A 19,456-nucleotide genomic window follows, 5' to 3' on the forward strand; every position below is an offset into this window, starting at 1 on the left:
GACCGCCAATTCCGATCGTCGTACTCGGACTTGTGGTAGCGTCGCCCCCCCCTAGGCCGGCCGGAAGCCGTCACCGCACTGAGCAAGGAGAACGTCATGGCAGAGCGCCCGGAAGACAGCCGGTTCCCCCGACCGATCGTTCCGGACCCCGATGCCAGCCTGTCCGGGCATCGGCATCACGGCGCGCCGCCTGCCCGTCTCTGGCCGCTGTGGCTGCTGATCCTGCTGTTGGTGCTGGCCCTGGCCGCCCTGGCCGCGGCGGGGTGGATGGAGCGACAGCGCGTCGAGCAGCGCCTCGCCCGGCTGGGCGGCGAGGTCTCCAACGTGCATGCCCGCTTCGACGCCGAGGCAGGCCGGGACGAGGCGCTGGACGCGATCCGGGAGCGCCTCGCCACCCTGGACGGCCTGGAGGAGCGTCTCGACGAGCGGCGCGAGACCCGGCTGACGGCCTGGGAGGAGGAGCACCTGACGCCGCTGACCGAGGCGCAGGCGGAGCTCGAGGCGCGCCTCGCCACCCTCGAGGAGGACGGCGAGGTGCGAGACACCACCCTCGAGGCCGTTCGCACCTCCCTGGACGCCCTGGAGCGCGCCGGCCAGGAGGGCCGCGCGGCCCTGCGCGAGCGCCTGGCGACCCTCGCGGAGGGCCGGCAGGCGACCCAGTCGCGTCTGGCGAGTCTGGAAGGGGATCGCCGCGCGACCCGGTCGCGCCTGGCGGGGCTGCAGGCGCGACTCGAGGAGCATGCCGACCGCGCCGACTCTCGCCTCGACGCCCTGGGGGAAGACATGACCGCCCTCGGCAACGAGGTTGAAGCCCTGACGGGGGCGGGGGAAGATACCCGGGGACGGGTCGCCTCGCTGGAGGCGCGCCTCGCCGACATGCAGACCGAGCTACGCGATCTCCGCCAGTCCCAGCTGGCCCTGAATGCCCAACTCGAGGCCCTCCGGGAGTGACAGGACGTCCGCCAGGAACCCATTGCCCTATGGAAAAACACCTAGTGACACGCCTGGGCCCCGCGCTGCTGTGCCTCGGCATGGCCCCCGCCGCCCTGGCGATCGATGCCCGGATCGAGGGGGTCGAGGAGGAGCTGGCCGACAACGTCGAGGTCTACCTCGACGAGCTGGACGCCGGCCAGTATCGCCCGGAACGGCTCGAGGCCGAGGTGCGTCGCCTCAGCCAGGAGGCCCTGCGGGTCTACGGCTACTATTCCCCCCAGCTGCGGGTGCGCTTCGATGATGCCGAGGCCCCCACGGAGGTCACCGTCGACATCGACCCGGGGGCGCCCGTCAGGATCGAACGCCTGACGTTCCGCCTGGAAGGGGAGGCGGCCGAGGACCGGCCCTTTCGCGAGGCCATCGAGGCCTACCCCCAGGCGGAAGGTGACGTGCTGCGCCATGCGCCCTTCGATGCGCTGCGCCGTCGCCTGGCCAGCCTGGCCCTGGAGCGCGGCTATTTCGACTGGCGCTTCGACGAACGGCGCATGGAGATTCGTCCCTGGGCGAACAGCGCGCGCCTGTCCCTGACCCTGGACAGCGGCGTGCGTCACCGCTTCGGGGAGGTCAGCTTCAGCGGCGAGCACATCGAGGCGGACCGCCTCCAGAACCTGGTCCCGTTCGGCGAGGGCGCCCCCTACCTGGCCAGCGACGTGGCGACCCTCAACCAGCGGCTCGGCGAGACCGAGTGGTTCGGTTCGGTCAGCGTGCGGCCCCGTCTCGATGCCGGCGTCGGGCGCCTGGCCCTGCCCGAGGTGCCGCTGGGGGTCTATCGTGCCCTGGACGTCGAGGGCGCCGGCCCGCTCCCAGGGCCCGCGCCACGCCTGAGCCGCGAGGCCCTGGCCGCCGCCGGCCAGGTGCCGGCCCCCGCCGTGCCCTCGGTGCCCATCGATGTGACGGTCACCCCCGCGGACCGCCACCAGTTCGAGGTCGGCGTGGGCTATGCCACCGATGTGGGCCCCCGGGCGCGCTTCGCCTGGGACCAGCCCTGGGTCAACCGCTACGGGCACAGCCTCGATCACGACCTCAACATCTCCGGCCCCGAGCAGCAGTTCAGCGGCGTCTACCGCATGCCGCTGGAGGATCCGCTTCGCGATAGCTATCAGCTGCAGTACGGGCTGCGCAACAAGGACAGCGAGGATACCCGGACCCTCGAGGCCAGCGTCGAGTTCGGTCGCCGCTGGAAGTTCGACAACGCCTGGGAACAGCTCATCTATCTGCGCAGCACCTACGAGGACTTCACCCAGGCCGGGGTGTCGAACCAGGTGGTGCTGCTCTATCCGGGGGTGCGCTGGACCCGCACCCGGTCGCGCAACCCCACCTTTCCCACCTGGGGGGACCGTCAGCAGCTGACGCTCCAGTACTCCAGCGAACTGTGGGGCTCCTCCGCCGAGTTCCTGCGGCTCAACGGCGACAGCCAGTGGATCCGCATGCTCGGGGACGCCAACCGCTTCATCGGGCGGGTCGGGGTGGGGGCGATTTCCACCGATGATTTCGCCGATATCCCTCCCTCGCTGCGCTTCTTCACCGGCGGCGACAACAGTGTCCGCGGCTATGCCTACGAGAGCCTGTCCCCCGAGGACGAGGACGGCGAGTTGATCGGTGGCGAACAGCGCTTCGTCGCCAGCGTCGAGGCCCAGCGCCGGCTGACCGGCAAGTGGTGGCTGGCCAGTTTCGTGGATGTCGGCGACGCCTTCACCGACTGGTGGCCCGCCGAGCTCAACAGCGGCGCGGGGCTCGGCGTCCGCTGGATCTCGCCCGTGGGGCCCATCCGGCTGGATATCGCCCATCCCTTCGACGCCGAGGATGCCTTCCGCATCCACTTCGCCATTGGCCCGGAATTCTGAGAGGCCGTATCGTGAGAGTCCGTCTTCTGACCTGGGCCCTGGCCCGCCTGTTGATCGTCCTGCCGCTCTGGTGCCTCGGCCTGGGGCTGCTGGTCCTGGGCCTGGCCCTGTCGCCCTGGGGCACGGGCCTGCTGCTGAGCCAGGGGGAACGCCTCGGGCTGCTCGAGGTGGGCCGGGTCGAGGGGGCGCCGCTGGACACCCTGCTCATCGAGGACCTGCGCGTCTCGGCGGGGCCGGCCCGGGTCGCCGTGGCCCGCTTCGAGCTGGCCTGGGCCGAGGACTGCCTGCTCGATGGCCGGCTGTGCCTGGACCGGCTCGTCGTGGAGGGCGCGCGCATCCGGCTCGCCGGCAGCGACGCCGCCCCCGAGGAGCCGCCCCCCGAGGCGGCCGGTGACGACCCGCCCGGGGCGATCCAGCTGCCGTTTCCCATCGAACTGCGCGAGCTGGCCCTGCGCGACGTGGAGGTGACCCTGGCCGACGGCACCCAGCTCCGCTGGGAAAGCTTCACCACCGGGGCGGTGGCCGAGGCGGGCACGCTGCGCCTGGACCCCACGCGGCTCACCGGCGCCCGCCTGCGACTGCCACTGTCGCCTGGCCAGCAGCTCGCCCTCAGCGAGGCCGAGCAGGCCACGCCGCGCCTCTCGGCGGCGGCCATCGATGCCGCCGTCGCCGTGCGCTCGCCGCTGCCGGCCCAGGCCGCGGCGGTGGTCGAGGGCCGGGACTCGACACCCCCCGAGGAGCGGCCGCGCCTCGCGCTGCCCGAGATCACCCTGCCGCTGGCGGTGGAAGTGCCTCGCCTGACCGTCGAGGATGCCGCCCTGGAAGGCGCCATGGCCTACGTGATCGATCGTCTCGAGCTGAGCGTCACGGCCCGTGACCAGCGTATCGCCATCGACCCCCTGGCGGTGGCGACCCGGGAGGCGGATGCCGAGCTGATGGCCCGGATCACCCTGCACGGGGACTATCCGCTGCAGGCGCGACTCGCCGCCGACTTCTACCTGCCGGAGCGGCTGCCCGCCCTGGCCGGCCAGCGTCTCGAACTGGTCCTGGCGGGCAGCCTGGCCGACCTGGAGGTCGACCTCACGGCCAGCGGACCGGTGGAGGCGCACTTCACGGCGCGCCTCGATGCCCTGGACCCGGACCTGCCCTTCGCGGCGAGCCTGCAGAGCCCCGAGCTGCAATGGCCGCTGCCCGGTGCGCCGTCGGCCGACGCGCCGACCAGCGAGGGGGACGGCGGGGAACCGCCCGCACCCTGGCGCATCGAGGACCTGTCGCTGTCCGCCGAGGGCCGGCTGACCGATTACCGGACCCGTCTGGCCCTGACCGCCGAGGGCCCGTCGCTGCCGCGCAGCGAGCTGAGCCTGACGGGGAGCGGCAACCTCGAGCACTTCGCCTGGCAGCCGCTGCGGCTGGCCACCGGTGAGGGCATCGTCAGCAGTCAGGGGCGCGTCGACTGGTCCGAGGCGCTGTCCGTCTCCGCCCGACTGGGCCTCGACAACGTCGATCCCGAGCCCTTCGTCGAGGGGCTGTCCGGGCGCCTGGACGGCGAGGCCGAACTGGCCTTCAGCCAGACCGCCGATGGCTGGCGACTCGGCGTGCCCTCGCTGGCTCTCGACGGAGAACTGGCCGACCAGCCGCTGGCCCTGCAGGCCCGTCTCTCCGGTGACAGCGGCATGCACTGGTGGATCGACAGCCTGATCCTGCGCCAGGGTGACAATCGCCTCACCGCCGACGGGGAGGTGGCGCCCGAGCGCCTGGCCCTGGACGCCGTCCTGGATCTGCCCCGGCTGGGCGACCTCTACCCGTCCCTGGCCGGCGCGCTGTCCGGACGCCTCCATGCCGCGGGAAGCCTGGAGGCGCCCCGGCTCGAGCTGGCCCTGGAGGGCGAGAACCTGGCGTTGGGCGAGAACCGCCTGACCCGCCTGTCGCTGGCCGGCGAGGTGGCCGGCCTCGAGGATCCGACCCTGGACCTGGCGCTGACCGCCAGCGAGGTAGCCGCCGGCGGCCAGCAACTGGCCGACATCAACCTGAACCTGGACGGCCGGCTGTCGTCGCACCGCCTGACCCTGGCCGTCGACGGCGACCCCGAGGGCCCGCTATCGCGCCTGGCCCTGGCCCTCGAGGGCGGCCTCGGCGCCGAGCGGCAGCGTTATCGGGGGCGCCTGAGCCCGCTGGAGGCGGTGACCGCCTATGGTGGCCTGGCCCTGGAGGAGGCGCTGACCTTCGAGGCCGACTTGGCGGCGGGGGCGGCCACCGTCGAGCCCTTCTGCCTGGTCCGGGTCGAGGGCGGGGCCCTGTGCCTCGAGGAGACGCTGTCGGCCTCCGCCGAGCAGGGCCGCGCCGTCCTGACGATCCGCGATCTGCCCATGGACCTGGTCGCCGAGAGCTTGCCGGCCGGATGGGACATCGCGGGCAACAACACCGGGGACATCGTCGCCAGCTGGTCCCGGGGGGCGGCCCGGTGGCAGCTCGACGCCGCGCTGCAGAGTCGCGCCGCCATCGAGGGGGAGGACGCCTATGGCCAGCCCTGGTCGGTGCCGGGCACCGGACTGGAACTCGACCTCGAGGCCAACCAGGCCCGGGCCGACCTGGCGCTGGCCCTGACGCTCGGCGACAGCGGCGCGCTGCGCCTCGACCTCGAGGTGGACGATCCCCTCGGCGCCGGCAGGCTCGACGGCCGCCTGCGGGTGGAGGACCTGCGCCTGAGCCCCTATCGACCGCTGGTCGCCGGCCTCGAGACCCTCGAGGGCGGGTTGGATGGCGAGGTGGGCATCGGCGGCACCCGGACCACGCCGCGACTCGATGGCCGGGTGGAGCTGGCGGGCCTGCGCGCCGCCGGGCTCGACCTGCCGATCGCGGTGACCGATGGCCGCGTCACGGTGGCGCTGGCCGGCGAGCGCGCCGATATCGACGGCTTCCTGGCCACCGAGGAGGGGCGATTGCGGATCACCGGCGACGCCCGCTGGCCCTCGCCGGAGGCCTGGCGGGCCGCCATCGACCTGCAGGCCCGCGACGAGCCGCTGCTGGCGACATTGCCCGGTTTCGGCCGCCTGCGCCTGGCACCGGACCTGTCGATCCGCGCGACCCCGGAACGCCTGCGGGTGCGCGGCGACGTGCGGATTCCCTGGGCGCGGCTGGAAGTCGGCCAGGTGCCGGCCTCGGCCGTCTCGCCGAGTCCCGATGAAGTGATCCTCACCCGGGAGCAGGCCCAGCAGCTGGACCAGGCGGCCGAGCAGGACGCCCCCGGCGCGTCCACCGCCGAGGCCATGGAGCGTGCCGGCATGGCGCTCGACATTCGCGTCGACCTGCAGCTGGGCCCCGACATGCGCCTCACGGCCTACGGCCTGGAGACCGCGCTGGCCGGCGGGCTGGAGGTTCGCCAGTCCACCGGGCCTCTGCAACTGTTCGGCGACGTCAACCTGGAGGACGGCCGGTTCCGCGCCTTCGGCCAGGACCTGATCATCCGCGAGGGGATCCTCTACTTCAGCGGCCCCCCGGGGGAGCCACTGCTCGACTTCGAGGCCATCCGCAATCCCGCCAGCACCGAGGACGACGTCGTCGCCGGGCTGCGTGTCACCGGGCCGGCGTCCAGCCCGAGCCTGGCGGTCTTCTCGGAGCCGGCGATGGACGAGGCCCGGGCGCTGTCCTACGTGCTGCGCGGGCGGGCCCCGGATGACGCCGGCGGCGCCGACGGCGCCCTCACCTCGGCGCTGATCGGCGTGACCCTGGGCCGGGCCGGCGGCGCCGTGGGGGCCATCGGCGAGGCCTTCGGCATCCAGGACCTGAGCCTGGACACCGCCGGCACGGGGGAGGAGAGTCAGGTGGTGGTCACCGGGAACCTGACCGACCGCCTGAGCGTCGGCTATGGTGTGGGGGTCTTCTCGCCCATCGCCGAGCTGACCCTGCGTTACAAGCTGTGGCGGGACTTCTACGTCGAGGCGGTGTCCGGCGCCGCCCAGGCCGTGGACCTGATCTACACCTTCAGCCTGCCCGGCGATCCCCCCACGCCATGATCCCCATCGGAGGAACACGCTATGCCGACACGAGTCGATGACGCCCCCGAAGGCCGCGATACGCCCATGGCCCTTCATGGCCAGCATGCGGTCAACGGCCAGGCCATGACCCCGCCCTGGCCCGAGGGCATGGAGGAGATCGTGCTGGGTCTGGGCTGTTTCTGGGGCGCCGAGCGGCTGTTCTGGCAGCTGCCGGGCGTCCATGTCACCGCGGTGGGCTATGCCGGGGGCGTGACCCCGAACCCCACCTATCGCGAGACCTGCAGCGGGCGGACCGGCCACGCCGAGGTCGTGCGGGTGGTGTTCGATCCCCGGCGGATCGACCTCGAGACCCTGCTGCGGCATTTCTGGGAGGCCCATGATCCCACCCAGGGCCATCGCCAGGGCAACGACATCGGCCCCCAGTACCGCTCGATCATCCTCACCACCAGCGCGGCCCAGCGCGAGGTCGCCGAACGCAGCCGGGCGGCCTACGCCGAGGCCCTGCGCCGGGCCGGTCGCGGCGAGGTCACCACCGAGATCGCCCCGCTGGAGGCCTTCTACTATGCCGAGGACTACCACCAGCAGTACCTGGAGAAGAATCCCGGGGGCTATTGCGGGCTGAAGGGGACGGGCATCGGCTGCCCCATCGGCTGAGGACCCCGGCCAGGCGGGCCACGGCTCGGCCCCTCAGGCGCCCGTCACCCCCCGGACATCCAGTGCCGCCAGGCGCGTCCTCAGGCCGTCCATCTGGTCGCTGAGATATTCGCCGTCGAAGTCCGCCATCTCGCGAAGCCGGGCTTCATCCTGGATGACGATGAACGCCTTGTGCTTCTTCATGATGCCATCGCGTTCCAGGGCCCTCAGGGTGCGGTTGATGTGGACCGGGGAGAGCCCCAGGATCTGACCCAGTAGCCGCTGGGAGATCGGAAAGGGCATCTCGGCGGGGTCGACGGGCTGGAGCTTGGCCAGCCGTATGAAGGTCTCGATCACGAAGTGGGCGATCTGGGCCCGCGCCGTGTGATGCAGCGTCACCAGCATGCGCTCGCTGAGCAGTGCCTCCTGGCGGCCGATGGCGGCGAACAGGGCGATGGTCAGCGGCGTGGACGCCGCGACGAGGTCCACGATGTCCTCGTGGGGGAAGGGGCAGACGATGCCGGGGCTGATCATGTATGCGTCGGTGACGTGACGCCGGAAGGTGAACTCCCGCAGGCCGAGGATGTCGCCGGGCAGCAGCAGCTCGATGACCTGGCGCTCCCCCTCGCAGGTATCGCGGATGGTGCAGGCCCAGCCGCTCTGCAGGATATAGAGCTCGCCCAACACGGCATGCGCGGACCACAGGCTCTCTCCCTTGGCGGCCCGGCGCGGGCGGCGCTCGAGCCGTTCGAGCAGCCGCCGGTCGCTGCCGGCCAGGCCGAAGTAGCGGCCCATGGCGGCCTGGATGCTCGTGGCGTGACTCATGGTGGCGTCCTGGGTCGGAGTGGGCGCGGCACCCTCGGATCCCCCCTGATCGCGTCAACCGGGCGCCAAGGCAAGGGCATTCCCCGGGCGGGAATGCTCGCCCGTGTCTTCACTATAGGAGGCGCGGCCCCGGAGCACGATGTCCCGCGACCGACCGGCCGGCTCGTCCTCCTAGGGGAGGCGCCTGCGGCGTCGCCGCGCGGCACCTCGGCCGGGCGGGACGCTGCCCAGGGGGCGATGGCAGGCGGGCAGTTGCTGTCGCGTCTCGTCGAGCAACTGGCAGTGGGCCCGGGACTGCATGATGAAGGCATCGAGCAACGCATCCAGGCCCGGGACGACGCTGGCCTGCCGGAGTCGCGCATAGAAGCGGCGGGAGCGCCCTTCCTCGAGTAGCGTCCTGGCCATCTCCAGGCGTGCCATGTCGTCATCGACGATGAAGAAATGGGGCGGTCGGCCCGACTGGATCCAGCTCGCCAGTGGGCGTTCGGCGACCGACAGACCCGCCATCGCCTCGGCCAGGGCGCCGAGGCGATGGCGGCTCTCGGCGGCGAGGGCCTGCATCAACTGGCTCAAGCCGGGATGGTAGGTCAAGAATCGCAGGGACCGCCATCGATAGCAATGATATTGATGGTGCTCATGGTTCTGCACCAGGCTCATCAACTCCTCGGGCAGGATGAGCGATCGGTGTGCGTCGGCGAGGCGTGCGTCATGGCGTCGATGCTGGTTCGGCTTGTCCAAGGTATTTCCCCCACCTGTGTTGTCTCGGCTCGTCGGGATCGGGCGCTGCCGTGTCCTGGGCATCGCCGGGGGATCCGGCCGCATTGTCATGGGCGTAGCGATGGCCTTCCCTGGCCCTCGCTAACGGGTTCAGCCTAGGCGGCGGGGCCCTGGCGGGCCGACAACATGGGTTAACGGCGCGACGGTTTTTTCGGCGGCGGGAATCAATCGGTCGAGCGGCCGAGACGTCGCGCGGCGGGCCGCAGGGTCGCCCGTCAGGCACCGCGCCGGGCCGGCACCGCACCCGATGCCTCGAGGGCCTGCCACAGGGAGGCCACCGCGCGATGGGGGGTGGCGCGATGGCGATAGAGGCGGATCTCCATCGGTACCTCCCAGCGGCGGCCGCCGGCCGCCACCAGCGTGCCGTCGGCCAGGGCGTCCCGGACCGCGCGATGCGGCAGCCAGCCCAGCCCGTAGCCCAGCCCGACCAGCTCGCGGATGTTGCTGCTCTGGATGCTCTCGTTGAGCACGCTGAAGGTCGGCGCGTCCGCCTGTTGCCGGAGGTGGCTGCGGATGACGGTATCGATCAGCCCCCGAGGATGGTAGGCGATCAGGGGAACCGGCCGCCGCCCGGCCCCCACCAGCGAGAAACGCGGCCGCCCGTCGGCGTCCGGCAGGGACACCGGCAGCAGGCGTTCCTCCCCCAGGACCCGGTACTCCAGACCCTCGGTATCGAAGGCCAGCGGACAGGGCTCGGCCGGCCAGTAGCAGAGCGCCAGGTCGCACTCGTCCCGGGCCAGCGCCTGGAAGTAGTCGTCGGCGAGCCAGCCGGTGGCCCGCAGGTAGGGGGTCAGCGGCGGAGGCGTCGCCCAGCGCGCCAGCCATTCCGGCAGGAAGTGGGCGAGCAGGCTCTGCGGCGCCGCCAGGCGGATGCGGCTGGCACTGGCCTCGGCCAGCTGGACCAGTCGCTCGCGGGTGGTGGCGACGCGTCGGGTCACGTCCTGGCACAGGGCCAGGAATTCCTCCCCGGCGGGGGTCAGGGAGAGGGGCAGGGTCTGGCGGTTGACCAGCACGGTGCCCATCTCCTCCTCGAGCAGCTTGATGCGCCGCGAGAAGGTCGGCTGAGTGACGTTCTGCTCATCCGCCGCCCGCGAGAAGTGCCGGGTACGGGCCAGGGCGATGAAGTCGTCCAGCCAGCGTAGTTCCATATCAGCCTCGTCCCGACGGCCGGCCGATGGGGTAACATCGGCCGGCCGTCGCTGTGTGACGCTTGCCAGCGTCCCATGAACCGCAGAGCGGCCGGATCACGGCCGCTCCGCGGTATGTCAACGCGCTAGTATGCCAGATCCCGCGGCTCAGCCGATGCGACCTTCTTCCACCCCGTGGCAGGCGACCCGGCCGCCCTGGTCGGTGGCGATCAGCGAGGGCACCTCGCGGCGGCAACGCGCATTGGCGTGGGGGCAGCGGCCATGGAAGACGCAGCCGGCGGGCAGGTGGACCGGGGTGGGCACCTCGCCCTCCAGGCGCAGATGCTGGGGACGGTCGTCCTCGAGCCGCGGGATTGCCGACATCAGCGCCCGGGTGTAGGGGTGTCGCGGCGTGGCGAACAGCGTGGCCGTGGGGGCCACCTCGCAGACCCGGCCCAGGTACATCACCGCCACCCGGGTGCCGAAGTGCTCGACCACCGCCAGGTCGTGGGTGATGAACAGGTAGGTGAGGTTGCGCTGCTGCTGGGCCTCCATCAGCAGGTTGAGCACCTGCGCCTGGATGGACACGTCCAGCGCCGAGATCGGCTCGTCGGCGACGATGAATTCCGGGTCCACGGCCAGCGCCCGGGCGATGGCGATGCGCTGTCGCTGGCCGCCGGAGAACTCGTGACCGTAGCGGGCCCCCCAGTCGGGGGCGATCCCCACCGAGGCCATCACCTCGGCGACCTGCTCCTTGACCCGCTGGGGCGTCCAGTCCGGGTGGTGGAGCCGGATCGGCTCCTCCAGGGTCTGCTGGATGGTCATGCGCGGGTTCAGCGAGGCATAGGGGTTCTGGAAGATCATCTGCATGCGCCGGCGATAGGGCAGCAGTTCCTTGGTGGTGCGGTCGTCGATGCGCTCGCCGTCGTAGTGGATCTCGCCGCCGCTGGGCGTGAGCAGGCCCATCACGGTGCGTGCCACCGTGGACTTGCCACAGCCCGACTCGCCCACCACGCACAGCGCCTCGCCGCGCTGGATGTCCAGGTCGACGCCGTTGATGGCGTGCACGTATTCCTGTTCGCGGACCAGCTTGCCGCCCTTGAACTTGAGCTGTTCCAGGAAGTCCCCGGACAGCGCGAAGCGCTTCTCCAGGCCGCGCAGCGACAGCAGCGGCTGGGCCTGCTCCGGCGCGGGGGATGTCGCGGTCGAACTCATCAGTCATGCTCCTCGGCCGGAAGGCGTTCACGTTCGATCATCTCGGCCACCATGTGGCAGGCCGCCTGGCAGTTGCCGGAGGTCACGAAGCCCGGCACCTCATCGACACAGGCCTGGCGCGTCGAGCCGTGGGCACGCGTCACGAAGCCACAGCGCGGGTGGAAGGCACAGCCACTCGGCAGGTTGTCGAGCGACGGCATGCTGCCGGGGATCTGGTTGAGGCGTGAGCCGGGCGTGGCCATCTGCGGCAGGGCGTTGATCAGCCCCTGGGTGTAGGGGTGCTGGGGATCGTTGATGATCTCCCGGGTGGGACCCTGCTCGATGACTCGGCCGGCATACATCACCAGCATCCGCTGGGTGACCTGGCTGACCACGCCCAGGTCGTGGGTGATCAGGATCAGGCCCACGTGGTGCTCCTCGCAGAGCTCGAGCAGCAGGGCCATGATCTCGGCCTGGATGGTCACGTCGAGGGCCGTGGTGGGCTCGTCGGCGATGATGATGTCCGGGTCGAGCAGCAGGGCGATGGCGATGATCACCCGCTGTCGCATGCCGCCGGACAGCTCGTGGGGGTACTGGTCGAGCCGCGCCGAAGGGGAGGGGATCTGCACCTGCTCGAGCTTGCGCAGCGAGATCGCCCGGGCGTCCCGAGTACCGATGCGACGGTGGGCCTTGAGGCATTCGACCATCTGCTCGCCGATGGTCAGCACCGGGTTCAGGGTCATCATCGGATCCTGGAAGATCATCGAGATGCGGTGCCCGCGGATCCTGCGCAGGGCCCGGTCGCGCATGCCGATGAGTTCCTGGCCGTCGAAGCGGATGCTGCCGCCGGCGATGTAGCCGGGCTTGGCGATCAGGTTGAGCAGGCTGAAGGCCGCCACCGACTTGCCGGCGCCGGACTCGCCCACGATGCCCAGGCGCTCGCCGCGATCCAGGCGGAAGCAGACGTCGCGCAGGGCCTGGACGTCGCCGCGGCGCAGCGCGAAGCGCACGTCGAGATTCGTTACGTCGAGAAGTGACATGGGGTCTCCTTGGCCTCAGCCCTTGTGCCGAACGAAGAGCCGCGGGTTGAGCACGTCGTGCCGGCGACCCTCTAGCCGATAAACGTTATCGAGACGATGCATGGAATCAGCCCTTGTAGAGTCGCGGGTTGAGCACGTCGCGCAGCCAGTCGCCGAGCAGGTTGATGACCAGCACCAGCACCACCAGCACCAGGCCCGGGATCAGGGTGATCCACCAGGAGCCGGACTGGAGGTAGTCGAAGCCGGACTTGATCAGCGAGCCGAGTGACGGCTGGGTCTCGGGCATGCCGAGGCCCAGGAAGGACAGCGCCGCCTCGGAGATGATGGCGTTGGCGACCTGCACGGTGGAGATGACGAAGATCGGCGACAGGGTGTTGGGCAGGATGTGGCGGAACATGATCCTCCGGCTGGACAGGCCCATCACCCGGGCGGCATCGACGTATTCCTTGCCCTTCTCGGCGAGCACCGAGGCGCGCACGGTGCGCGCGTACTGGGGCCACTCGGCCAGGCCGATGATCAGCACCAGCAGCGGCACGGCGTAGGCGCTGTAGGTGGCGCCGCCGAAGATCGCCTTGAACAGGGCGCCGACCACGATCGCCACCATCAGGGTGGAGAAGGATAGCTGGATGTCGGCCAGGCGCATCAGGAAGGCGTCGACGCGCCCGCCCAGGTAGCCGGCCAGCAGGCCGAAGCAGACGCCCAGCGCCGCCTGCATGGCCACCGCGCCGAAGCCGATGATCAGCGACACCCGGGCGCCGTAGAGGATGGTCGACAGCAGGTCGCGGCCCTGGGCGTCGGTGCCCATCAGGTAGGCCGGATCGCTGCCGTCGATCCACAAGGGCGGCAGCTCCGAGGCCAGGATGTCGATCTGGGCCAGGTCGTACGGGTTCATCGGCGCCAGCCAGGGGGCCAGCACGGCGGCGGCGACCAGCACGGTGAACACCGCGAGGCTGACCTGGGCGATCGGGTCGCGCTTGAAGCTGTAGAGCAGATAGGAGTCACGCAGGCGCTCCCAACGGCTCACCGTGGGGGAACTCTCGATGGCAGAGGTCGTGGTGGTCATGCGGGCTTTCCTGTCAGCTTGACGGTGGGGTTGAACAGGCCGTAGATCAGGTCGACCAGGGTGTTGGTGATCACGAAGATCAGCCCCACGATCATCAGGTAGGTGACGATCAGCGGAATGTCGGAGCGTTCGATGGCGTCGAGGAACATCAGGCCCATGCCCGGCCACTGGAAGACCGTCTCGGTGAGGATGGTGTAGGCCACCAGGGTGCCGATCTGTACCCCGCCGACGGTGATCACCGGCAGCATGGTGTTCTTCAGCGCATGCAGGAAGTGGATGCGCCGCGGCGAGATGCCCTTGGCCCGGGCGAACTTGACGTAATCGGACTGCAGCACCTCGAGCATCTCGGCGCGGATCAGGCGGATGAACAGCGGCAGCATGATCGAGGCCAGCGAGATGGCCGGCAGCACCAGGTAGGAGAGCCCCTCGAGGGAGGCGAAGTTGGTCTCCCAGGTGCCGATGACGGGGACCGGGTTGCCGCGACCGTAGGCCGGCATGCCGCCGTCGGTGGTCAGCAGGCCATTGAGCCAGGCGCCCCAGCCGGTGTCGGCGGGGAAGGGGCTCCAGGACACGCCGATGGCGAACAGCTGGATCAGCACGATGGCGGTCAGGAACACCGGGATCGAGATGCCGATGATCGACACGCCCATGAAGAAGCGTGACAGCCAGGCGCGTGGCTTGATGGCGCTGTAGACCCCGATGGGAATCGACAGGGCGATGATCAGGAAGGCCGAGGCGGCGACCAGCTCCAGCGTCGCCGGCAGGTGGCGCAGGATGACGTCGGTGGTCGGCTCGTTGAAGACGTAGGAGTAGCCGAAGTCGAACTGCACCGCCTTGGCGGCGAAGCGCAGGTACTGGACCGCGAAGGGGTCGTTGAGGCCGAGGTCCTCGCGCAGGGCCTCGCGCTCGCTCTCCGGGACTGACTGGCCGACCATCTGCTGGATGGGGTCGCCCAGGTTGTCCTGGATGGCGAAGGCGATCACGCTGATGACGAGCATCACCAGCAGCGCATGGAAGAGGCGCTTGATCAGGAAGGCGATCATGGGTGGCGTCCCGTGTGCAACACGTGGTGACAGGCTCCGCGGAGCCTGTCACGGGGTCAGGGTTGGAGGACTCGCCGGCAAGGCCGCCGGCGAGGGAGGATCACTCTTCCGCGATGACCAGGTCCCCGAGGTAGGGGAAGTTCATCACGTTGAGGACCGGTTCGATGTCGACCTGGTCGGCGGAGGCCCAGGCCAGGTCCTGCCAGTGCAGGGGGATGAAGGCGGCCTCCTCGTGCAGGGTCCGCTCGACCTGCTGGAGCATCTCGGCGCGCTTCTCGAGGTCGACCTCCAGGTTGGCCTCGGCGACCAGGGCATCCAGCTCCGGATTGCAGTAGTTGCCGGCGTTGTACTGGCCGGCCCCGCTGTCGGCATCCGGGCACTGGGTGAGGTACTCGTGGAAGTTGGCGGAGTCCTCGGTGTCGGCGTGCCAGCCGATCATCATCATGTCGGCGACGCGGTCGTCGTACTCGCCCCAGTACTGGGCCTTGGGCAGGGTCTTGAGGTCCACGGTGACGTTGATGCGCGCCAGCATGGCGGCCACCGCCTGGGCGATCCTGGCGTCGTTCACGTAGCGGTTGTTGGGCGCCATCATGGTGATCTCGAAGCCGTCCGCGTAGCCGGCATCAACCATCAGCTCCTTGGCGCGCTCGATGTCGTAGCGCGGCGTCAGGCTCTCCACGTGGCCGGCATAGCCTGCCGGCGAGAACTGGGCGGCCGGGGTGGCGAAGCCCTTCATCAGGCGATCGGCGATGCCTTGCTGGTTGATGGCGTAGGCGAAGGCCTGGCGCACGCGCGGGTCCTGGAAGGCCTCGACGCGCTCCTGGTTCATGTGGAAGAGGATGATCCGGGTGCCGGACATGGTGACCAGCTGGGTGTCCTCGTCCTTACGGATGCGCTCCAGGTCGTTGGGCGGCACCGGGGCGACGAAGTCGACGTCGCCGGAGAGCAGCGCGGCCACGCGGGTGGCGTTCTCGCTGATCGGCGTCAGGACGATGCTGTCGACGTTGCCCGGGGAGGCCTCGTCCCAGTAGTCCGCGTTGCGCTCGAAGGCGATGCGCACGCCCTGCTGGCGTTCGGTGACCTCGAAGGGACCGGTGCCGGAGAGGTGGCGTGAGGCGTAGGAGTTGCCGTTCTTGACGATCTCGTCCTTGGGGTCGCCGTCGGCGTCGGTGCCGCTGTAGAACTGGCGGTCCATCGGGAAGATGTAGGTGGCAAGGTTCGGCAGCAGCGGGTAGGGCTTCTCGGTGGTGAACGCCACCGTGTGCGCGTCGACCGCAGTGACGGAGGCGATGGGCTCGAAGATCGCCTTGAAGTCCGGGCTGCGCTTCAAGCGCTCCACGGTCCACACCACGTCCTCGGCGGTGAAGGCGTTGCCGCTGTGGAACTCGACACCCTCGCGCAGGCTCATGCGCATGGTGGTGTCGTCGACCTGCTCCCAGGCGGTGGCCAGGCGCGGCTCGAACTCGAGGTCCCGGGTCCAGCGCACCAGCGGGTCGAAGGTCATGTGGGAGAGCTGAAGGATGCCGCCGGAAAGCTGCTCGTGGATGTCGAGCGAGACCGGGTCGGCGTCGTAGGCCATGCGCAGATGGTTCTCGGCCTGGGCGGCCGGAGCGATCGCAGCAGTCGTCATGGCGGCGCCGACGACGCTGGCCAGCAGAGTCTTATTGATTGTCATGAGTCGTTCCATGCCGGATGGATTGTTGTTCTCCGCCTCGCCGAGGGCGGCGAGGCGAACGACCGTTTATTCCGGTCCAGGCCTCAACATAGAGAGTCCGGCGGCAGGAAGACAATCGAAAAAGTGAGAGGCGTCATGCGCCCGGCGAATGAGGGCGAGGGCTCGCCGGGCGGCGGGGGATCAGTCTTCGCTCGACGGCGCCACGCGATCGATCCGATACAGGGTGGAGACCTGGTCCAGGCCGGTGACGCTGCACTCCAGGTCGGTGATGCGGCCGTCGCTCAGGCCGTAGACCCAGCCGTGCACGGCGAGCGGCTGGCCGCGCTGCCAGGCGCGCTGGATGATCTTGGTGCGGCACAGGTTGTTGACCTGGGCCTGGACGTTGAGCTCGCACATGCGGTCGACCTGCTGCTCCAGCGGCAGGTGCTCGAGGGTCGGGCGATGCAGGCTGTAGAGCTCGCGTACCGAGTGCAGCCAGTAGTCGACGATACCGCATTCGCCGCCGGTGACCGCGGCCTTGACGCCGCCGCAGCCGTAGTGGCCGACGATCATGATGTGCTTCACCTTGAGCACGTCCACGGCGAACTGCACCACCGAGAGGGCGTTCATGTCGTTGTGATGGAGCAGGTTGGCGACGTTGCGGTGGACGAACACCTCGCCCGGCGGCAGGTCGATGATCTGGTTGGCCGGCACCCGGCTGTCGGAGCAGCCGATCCACAGGTAATCGGGATTCTGCTGTTGGGAGAGGCGGGCGAAGAAGTCGGGATCCTGGCGGCTCACGCTCTCCGCCCAGTCGCGGTTGCGCTCGAGCAGCTGCTTCATCTCGGTTTTCATGGTGGAGTCTCTTATGAACAGGCCATCTGACCGATAGCATTTTTTATTACCGGCATAGTGCCGGTCAATGGCCGCGGGGCTCCCTGGCGCTGCCGGCGGCTGGTATGATCGCTGCCACTTCACGCTCACCCACTTCTCAGGAGATTCCTGTGTCCGAGTACGATTACGATCTGTTCGTCATCGGGGCGGGTTCCGGCGGCGTGCGCGCCGCGCGGACCGCCGCCGCCACCGGGGCCCGGGTCGCCGTGGCCGAGGACCGCTACCTGGGCGGCACCTGCGTCAACGTGGGCTGCGTGCCCAAGAAGCTGTACTCCTACGCGGCTCACTTCCACGAGGCGTTCGAGGACGCCGGCGGCTTCGGCTGGCAGCTGCCCGGTGCGCCGGCCTTCGACTGGCCGACCCTGCGTGACAACAAGATCGGCGAGATCAAGCGCCTCAACGGCATCTACGGCCGCCTGCTGGACAACGCCGGGGTGCGGCTGATCAATGGCCGCGCGACGGTGCTCGATCCCCACCACGTCGCGGTGGCCGGGGAGACCATCAGCGCCGAGAAGATCCTCGTCGCCGTGGGTGGCTGGCCCTGGGTCCCGGAGTTCCCGGGCAGCGAGCTGACCGTCAACTCCAACCAGGTCTTCGATCTCGACACCTTCCCCGAGCGCTTCCTGGTGCTGGGCGGCGGCTACATCGCCGTGGAGTTCGCCAGCATCTTCAACGGTCTGGGCAGCGACACCCACCTGATCTATCGTGGCGAACTGTTCCTGCGCGGCTTCGACCGGGAGGTGCGCGAGTTCACCCGGGACGAGATGACCAAGAAGGGCGTCAACCTGCATTTCGAGACCAACGTCGAGGCCATCGAGAAGGTGGCGGGCGGCCTCAGGGTCACCCTGACCAGCGGCGAGACCCTGGAGGTGGATGCGGTGCTCGCGGCCACCGGCCGGCGTCCGCACCTGGAGGGGCTGGGCCTGGACCAGTTCGACCTGGCCACCAATCGTGACGGTTCCCTCGAGGTCAACGAGCGTTTCGAGACCTCGGTGCCTTCCATCCTGGCGCTGGGCGATGTCATCGGCGGTCCCGAGTTGACACCGGTGGCCCTGGCCGAGGCCATGCAACTGGTCGAGCACCACTACGGCGAGACCACGCCGGCGCCGCTGGACTACGCGCGGATCGCCACGGCGGTGTTCTGTCACCCCAACATCGGCACCGTGGGCCTGTCCGAGGAGGAGGCCCGGGAGCAGTGCGGCGAGATCCGGGTCTACACGGCGGACTTCCGGCCCATGAAGCACACCCTGTCGGGCAGCAGCGAGCGCTGCCTGATGAAGCTGATCGTCGATGATCAGAGCGACGTGGTGGTGGGCGCCCACATGGTCGGCGAGGAGGCCGGCGAGGTGATCCAGGGCATCGCCATCGCGGTGCGTGCCGGGCTGACCAAGGCCCAGTTCGACCAGACCGTCGGCATCCACCCCACTGGGGCCGAGGAGTTCGTCACCATGCGCAGCCCCTCGCGGCGCTGAGCGCTCCCCGGCCGGCGAGGCTGTCATGTCCTCGTCACTTCAGCGGGCCACCCTCACGAGGGTGGCCCGCTGGCGTTTGGGGCGGGGCATGGTGTTCGCCGGGTGGACTAAACTAAAAAAAGGTCGTGCCTTCCGGGAAGCCCACGACATACTATAATTTCGTATTATGGTTTGTCGGCAGCAGGATAACCTGCTTTTTGAAAAGGAGGTAAGCGGCTGTTATGATGCCCCTCAAATTCGCTACAGCGAACACCATAATGAATGCAACCACCGAGCCCTTCATTCCCTCCGCCGACCTGGCCAGGCCCAGCGTGGCCGATGCCGTGGTCGGCCATCAGGCCACGCCGCTGTTCATCCGCAAGCCCAGCCCCGACGACGGTTGGGGGATCTACGAACTGGTCAAGTCCTGCCCCCCGCTGGACGTCAATTCCGCCTATGCCTACCTGCTGCTGGCCACCCAGTTCCGCGACAGCTGTGCCGTGGCTACCAACGAGGAGGGCGAGATCGTCGGTTTCGTCTCCGGCTACGTGAAGAGCAATGCCCCGGACACCTACTTCCTGTGGCAGGTCGCGGTGGGCGAGAAGGCCCGCGGCACGGGCCTGGCCAGGCGCCTGGTCGAGGCCGTGATGAGCCGTCCGGAGATGGCCGAGGTCCATCACCTCGAGACCACCATCACCCCCGACAACCAGGCATCCTGGGGGCTCTTCCGGCGCCTCGCCGACCGCTGGCAGGCGCCGCTCAACAGCCGCGAGTACTTCTCCACCGACCAGCTCGGCGGCGAGCACGACCCCGAGAATCTCGTCCGCATCGGTCCCTTCCAGACCGACCAGATCTGAATCCGATGTTGCCGTGCCGGCCCGACACGGGCCGGCAGAGCACCCCTTTATCCGCCGATTTTTCCC

General features: G+C 69.6%; 15 protein-coding genes. 6 read left to right on the top strand and 9 right to left on the bottom strand.

The genetic code is table 11. The features are described 5' to 3' along the window. Positions 1 to 96: 96 nt before the first annotated feature. From OCT48_RS09370 to msrA, 4 genes are read left to right on the top strand one after another with little or no spacing between them, the layout of a single operon-like run. Positions 97 to 951 carry a hypothetical protein gene (locus tag OCT48_RS09370; RefSeq protein ID WP_263592422.1) on the top strand — a complete coding sequence of 285 codons (855 nt, stop codon included), beginning with the start codon at positions 97 to 99 and terminating at the stop codon, positions 949 to 951. A 29-nt stretch (positions 952 to 980) separates the two neighbouring features. Next, complete coding sequence (locus tag OCT48_RS09375) at positions 981 to 2,837, top strand: autotransporter assembly complex protein TamA (RefSeq protein ID WP_263592423.1); 1,857 nt, start codon at positions 981 to 983, stop codon at positions 2,835 to 2,837. Between the two features lie 11 nt (positions 2,838 to 2,848). After that, positions 2,849 to 6,850 (top strand): translocation/assembly module TamB domain-containing protein, encoded by a 4,002-nt coding sequence (locus tag OCT48_RS09380; RefSeq protein ID WP_263592424.1) that lies wholly within the window; start codon positions 2,849 to 2,851, stop codon positions 6,848 to 6,850. Between the two features lie 21 nt (positions 6,851 to 6,871). Then, entirely contained in the window at positions 6,872 to 7,486 is a 615-nt protein-coding gene (msrA, locus tag OCT48_RS09385; protein WP_263592425.1) for a peptide-methionine (S)-S-oxide reductase MsrA, read from the top strand. A gap of 33 nt (positions 7,487 to 7,519) precedes the next feature. On the opposite strand, the gene OCT48_RS09390 is transcribed toward msrA, so the two are convergent. The 9 genes from OCT48_RS09390 to can all read right to left on the bottom strand — a co-directional run bounded on the left by OCT48_RS09390 (position 7,520) and on the right by can (position 17,043). Then, complete coding sequence (locus OCT48_RS09390; protein WP_263592426.1) at positions 7,520 to 8,290, bottom strand: Crp/Fnr family transcriptional regulator; 771 nt, start codon at positions 8,288 to 8,290, stop codon at positions 7,520 to 7,522. A 171-nt stretch (positions 8,291 to 8,461) separates the two neighbouring features. After that, the gene (locus OCT48_RS09395; protein ID WP_263592427.1) at positions 8,462 to 8,851 is read right to left on the bottom strand and encodes a hypothetical protein; all 390 of its coding nucleotides are present in this window, start codon (positions 8,849 to 8,851) and stop codon (positions 8,462 to 8,464) included. A 431-nt stretch (positions 8,852 to 9,282) separates the two neighbouring features. Beyond that, on the bottom strand, positions 9,283 to 10,215 hold the full coding sequence (locus OCT48_RS09400) for a LysR family transcriptional regulator (protein WP_263592428.1): 933 nt from the start codon (positions 10,213 to 10,215) through the stop codon (positions 9,283 to 9,285). A gap of 147 nt (positions 10,216 to 10,362) precedes the next feature. Beyond that, positions 10,363 to 11,409, bottom strand: coding sequence for an ABC transporter ATP-binding protein (locus tag OCT48_RS09405; protein WP_263592429.1), 1,047 nt, complete (start codon positions 11,407 to 11,409; stop codon positions 10,363 to 10,365). Next, entirely contained in the window at positions 11,409 to 12,428 is a 1,020-nt protein-coding gene (locus OCT48_RS09410; RefSeq protein WP_263592430.1) for an ABC transporter ATP-binding protein, read from the bottom strand. Before OCT48_RS09410 ends, OCT48_RS09405 begins: the two co-directional genes overlap by 1 nt. A 106-nt stretch (positions 12,429 to 12,534) precedes the next feature. Then, positions 12,535 to 13,491, bottom strand: a complete 957-nt coding sequence (locus tag OCT48_RS09415; RefSeq protein ID WP_263592431.1) for an ABC transporter permease — start codon at positions 13,489 to 13,491, stop codon at positions 12,535 to 12,537. Beyond that, entirely contained in the window at positions 13,488 to 14,534 is a 1,047-nt protein-coding gene (locus OCT48_RS09420; protein ID WP_263592432.1) for an ABC transporter permease, read from the bottom strand. The genes OCT48_RS09415 and OCT48_RS09420 overlap by 4 nt, the downstream gene beginning before the upstream one ends. 100 nt (positions 14,535 to 14,634) lie before the next feature. Next, the gene (locus OCT48_RS09425) at positions 14,635 to 16,209 is read right to left on the bottom strand and encodes an ABC transporter substrate-binding protein (protein ID WP_263592433.1); all 1,575 of its coding nucleotides are present in this window, start codon (positions 16,207 to 16,209) and stop codon (positions 14,635 to 14,637) included. 180 nt (positions 16,210 to 16,389) lie between these two features. After that, a complete protein-coding gene (can, locus tag OCT48_RS09430) occupies positions 16,390 to 17,043 on the bottom strand; it encodes a carbonate dehydratase (protein ID WP_263592434.1) in 654 nt (217 codons plus the stop codon). A 149-nt stretch (positions 17,044 to 17,192) separates the two neighbouring features. Between can and gorA the strand changes: the two genes are divergently transcribed. Together gorA and ectA are read left to right on the top strand one after the other, a co-directional pair. Continuing rightward, positions 17,193 to 18,554 carry a glutathione-disulfide reductase gene (gene gorA / locus OCT48_RS09435; RefSeq protein WP_263592435.1) on the top strand — a complete coding sequence of 454 codons (1,362 nt, stop codon included), beginning with the start codon at positions 17,193 to 17,195 and terminating at the stop codon, positions 18,552 to 18,554. A 257-nt stretch (positions 18,555 to 18,811) separates the two neighbouring features. Then, positions 18,812 to 19,390: a diaminobutyrate acetyltransferase gene (gene ectA, locus OCT48_RS09440; protein ID WP_263592436.1), complete on the top strand. Its 579-nt coding sequence runs from the start codon at positions 18,812 to 18,814 to the stop codon at positions 19,388 to 19,390. Positions 19,391 to 19,456: the final 66 nt, after the last annotated feature.

Source organism: Halomonas sp. M4R1S46 (genome assembly GCF_025725685.1).
Lineage (GTDB): Bacteria > Pseudomonadota > Gammaproteobacteria > Pseudomonadales > Halomonadaceae > Halomonas.

Bases quoted from the DNA above. Each gene is read 5' to 3' on its own strand.
- OCT48_RS09395 (WP_263592427.1), bottom strand. From the start codon at position 8,851: ATGCAGGCCCTCGCCGCCGAGAGCCGCCATCGCCTCGGCGCCCTGGCC.
- OCT48_RS09390 (WP_263592426.1), bottom strand. From the start codon at position 8,290: ATGAGTCACGCCACGAGCATCCAGGCCGCCATGGGCCGCTACTTCGGC.
- OCT48_RS09410 (WP_263592430.1), bottom strand. From the start codon at position 12,428: ATGTCACTTCTCGACGTAACGAATCTCGACGTGCGCTTCGCGCTGCGC.
- OCT48_RS09400 (WP_263592428.1), bottom strand. From the start codon at position 10,215: ATGGAACTACGCTGGCTGGACGACTTCATCGCCCTGGCCCGTACCCGG.
- OCT48_RS09405 (WP_263592429.1), bottom strand. From the start codon at position 11,409: ATGAGTTCGACCGCGACATCCCCCGCGCCGGAGCAGGCCCAGCCGCTG.
- OCT48_RS09420 (WP_263592432.1), bottom strand. From the start codon at position 14,534: ATGATCGCCTTCCTGATCAAGCGCCTCTTCCATGCGCTGCTGGTGATG.
- OCT48_RS09425 (WP_263592433.1), bottom strand. From the start codon at position 16,209: ATGACAATCAATAAGACTCTGCTGGCCAGCGTCGTCGGCGCCGCCATG.
- OCT48_RS09375 (WP_263592423.1), top strand. From the start codon at position 981: ATGGAAAAACACCTAGTGACACGCCTGGGCCCCGCGCTGCTGTGCCTC.
- msrA (WP_263592425.1), top strand. From the start codon at position 6,872: ATGCCGACACGAGTCGATGACGCCCCCGAAGGCCGCGATACGCCCATG.
- can (WP_263592434.1), bottom strand. From the start codon at position 17,043: ATGAAAACCGAGATGAAGCAGCTGCTCGAGCGCAACCGCGACTGGGCG.
- OCT48_RS09415 (WP_263592431.1), bottom strand. From the start codon at position 13,491: ATGACCACCACGACCTCTGCCATCGAGAGTTCCCCCACGGTGAGCCGT.
- OCT48_RS09370 (WP_263592422.1), top strand. From the start codon at position 97: ATGGCAGAGCGCCCGGAAGACAGCCGGTTCCCCCGACCGATCGTTCCG.
- ectA (WP_263592436.1), top strand. From the start codon at position 18,812: ATGAATGCAACCACCGAGCCCTTCATTCCCTCCGCCGACCTGGCCAGG.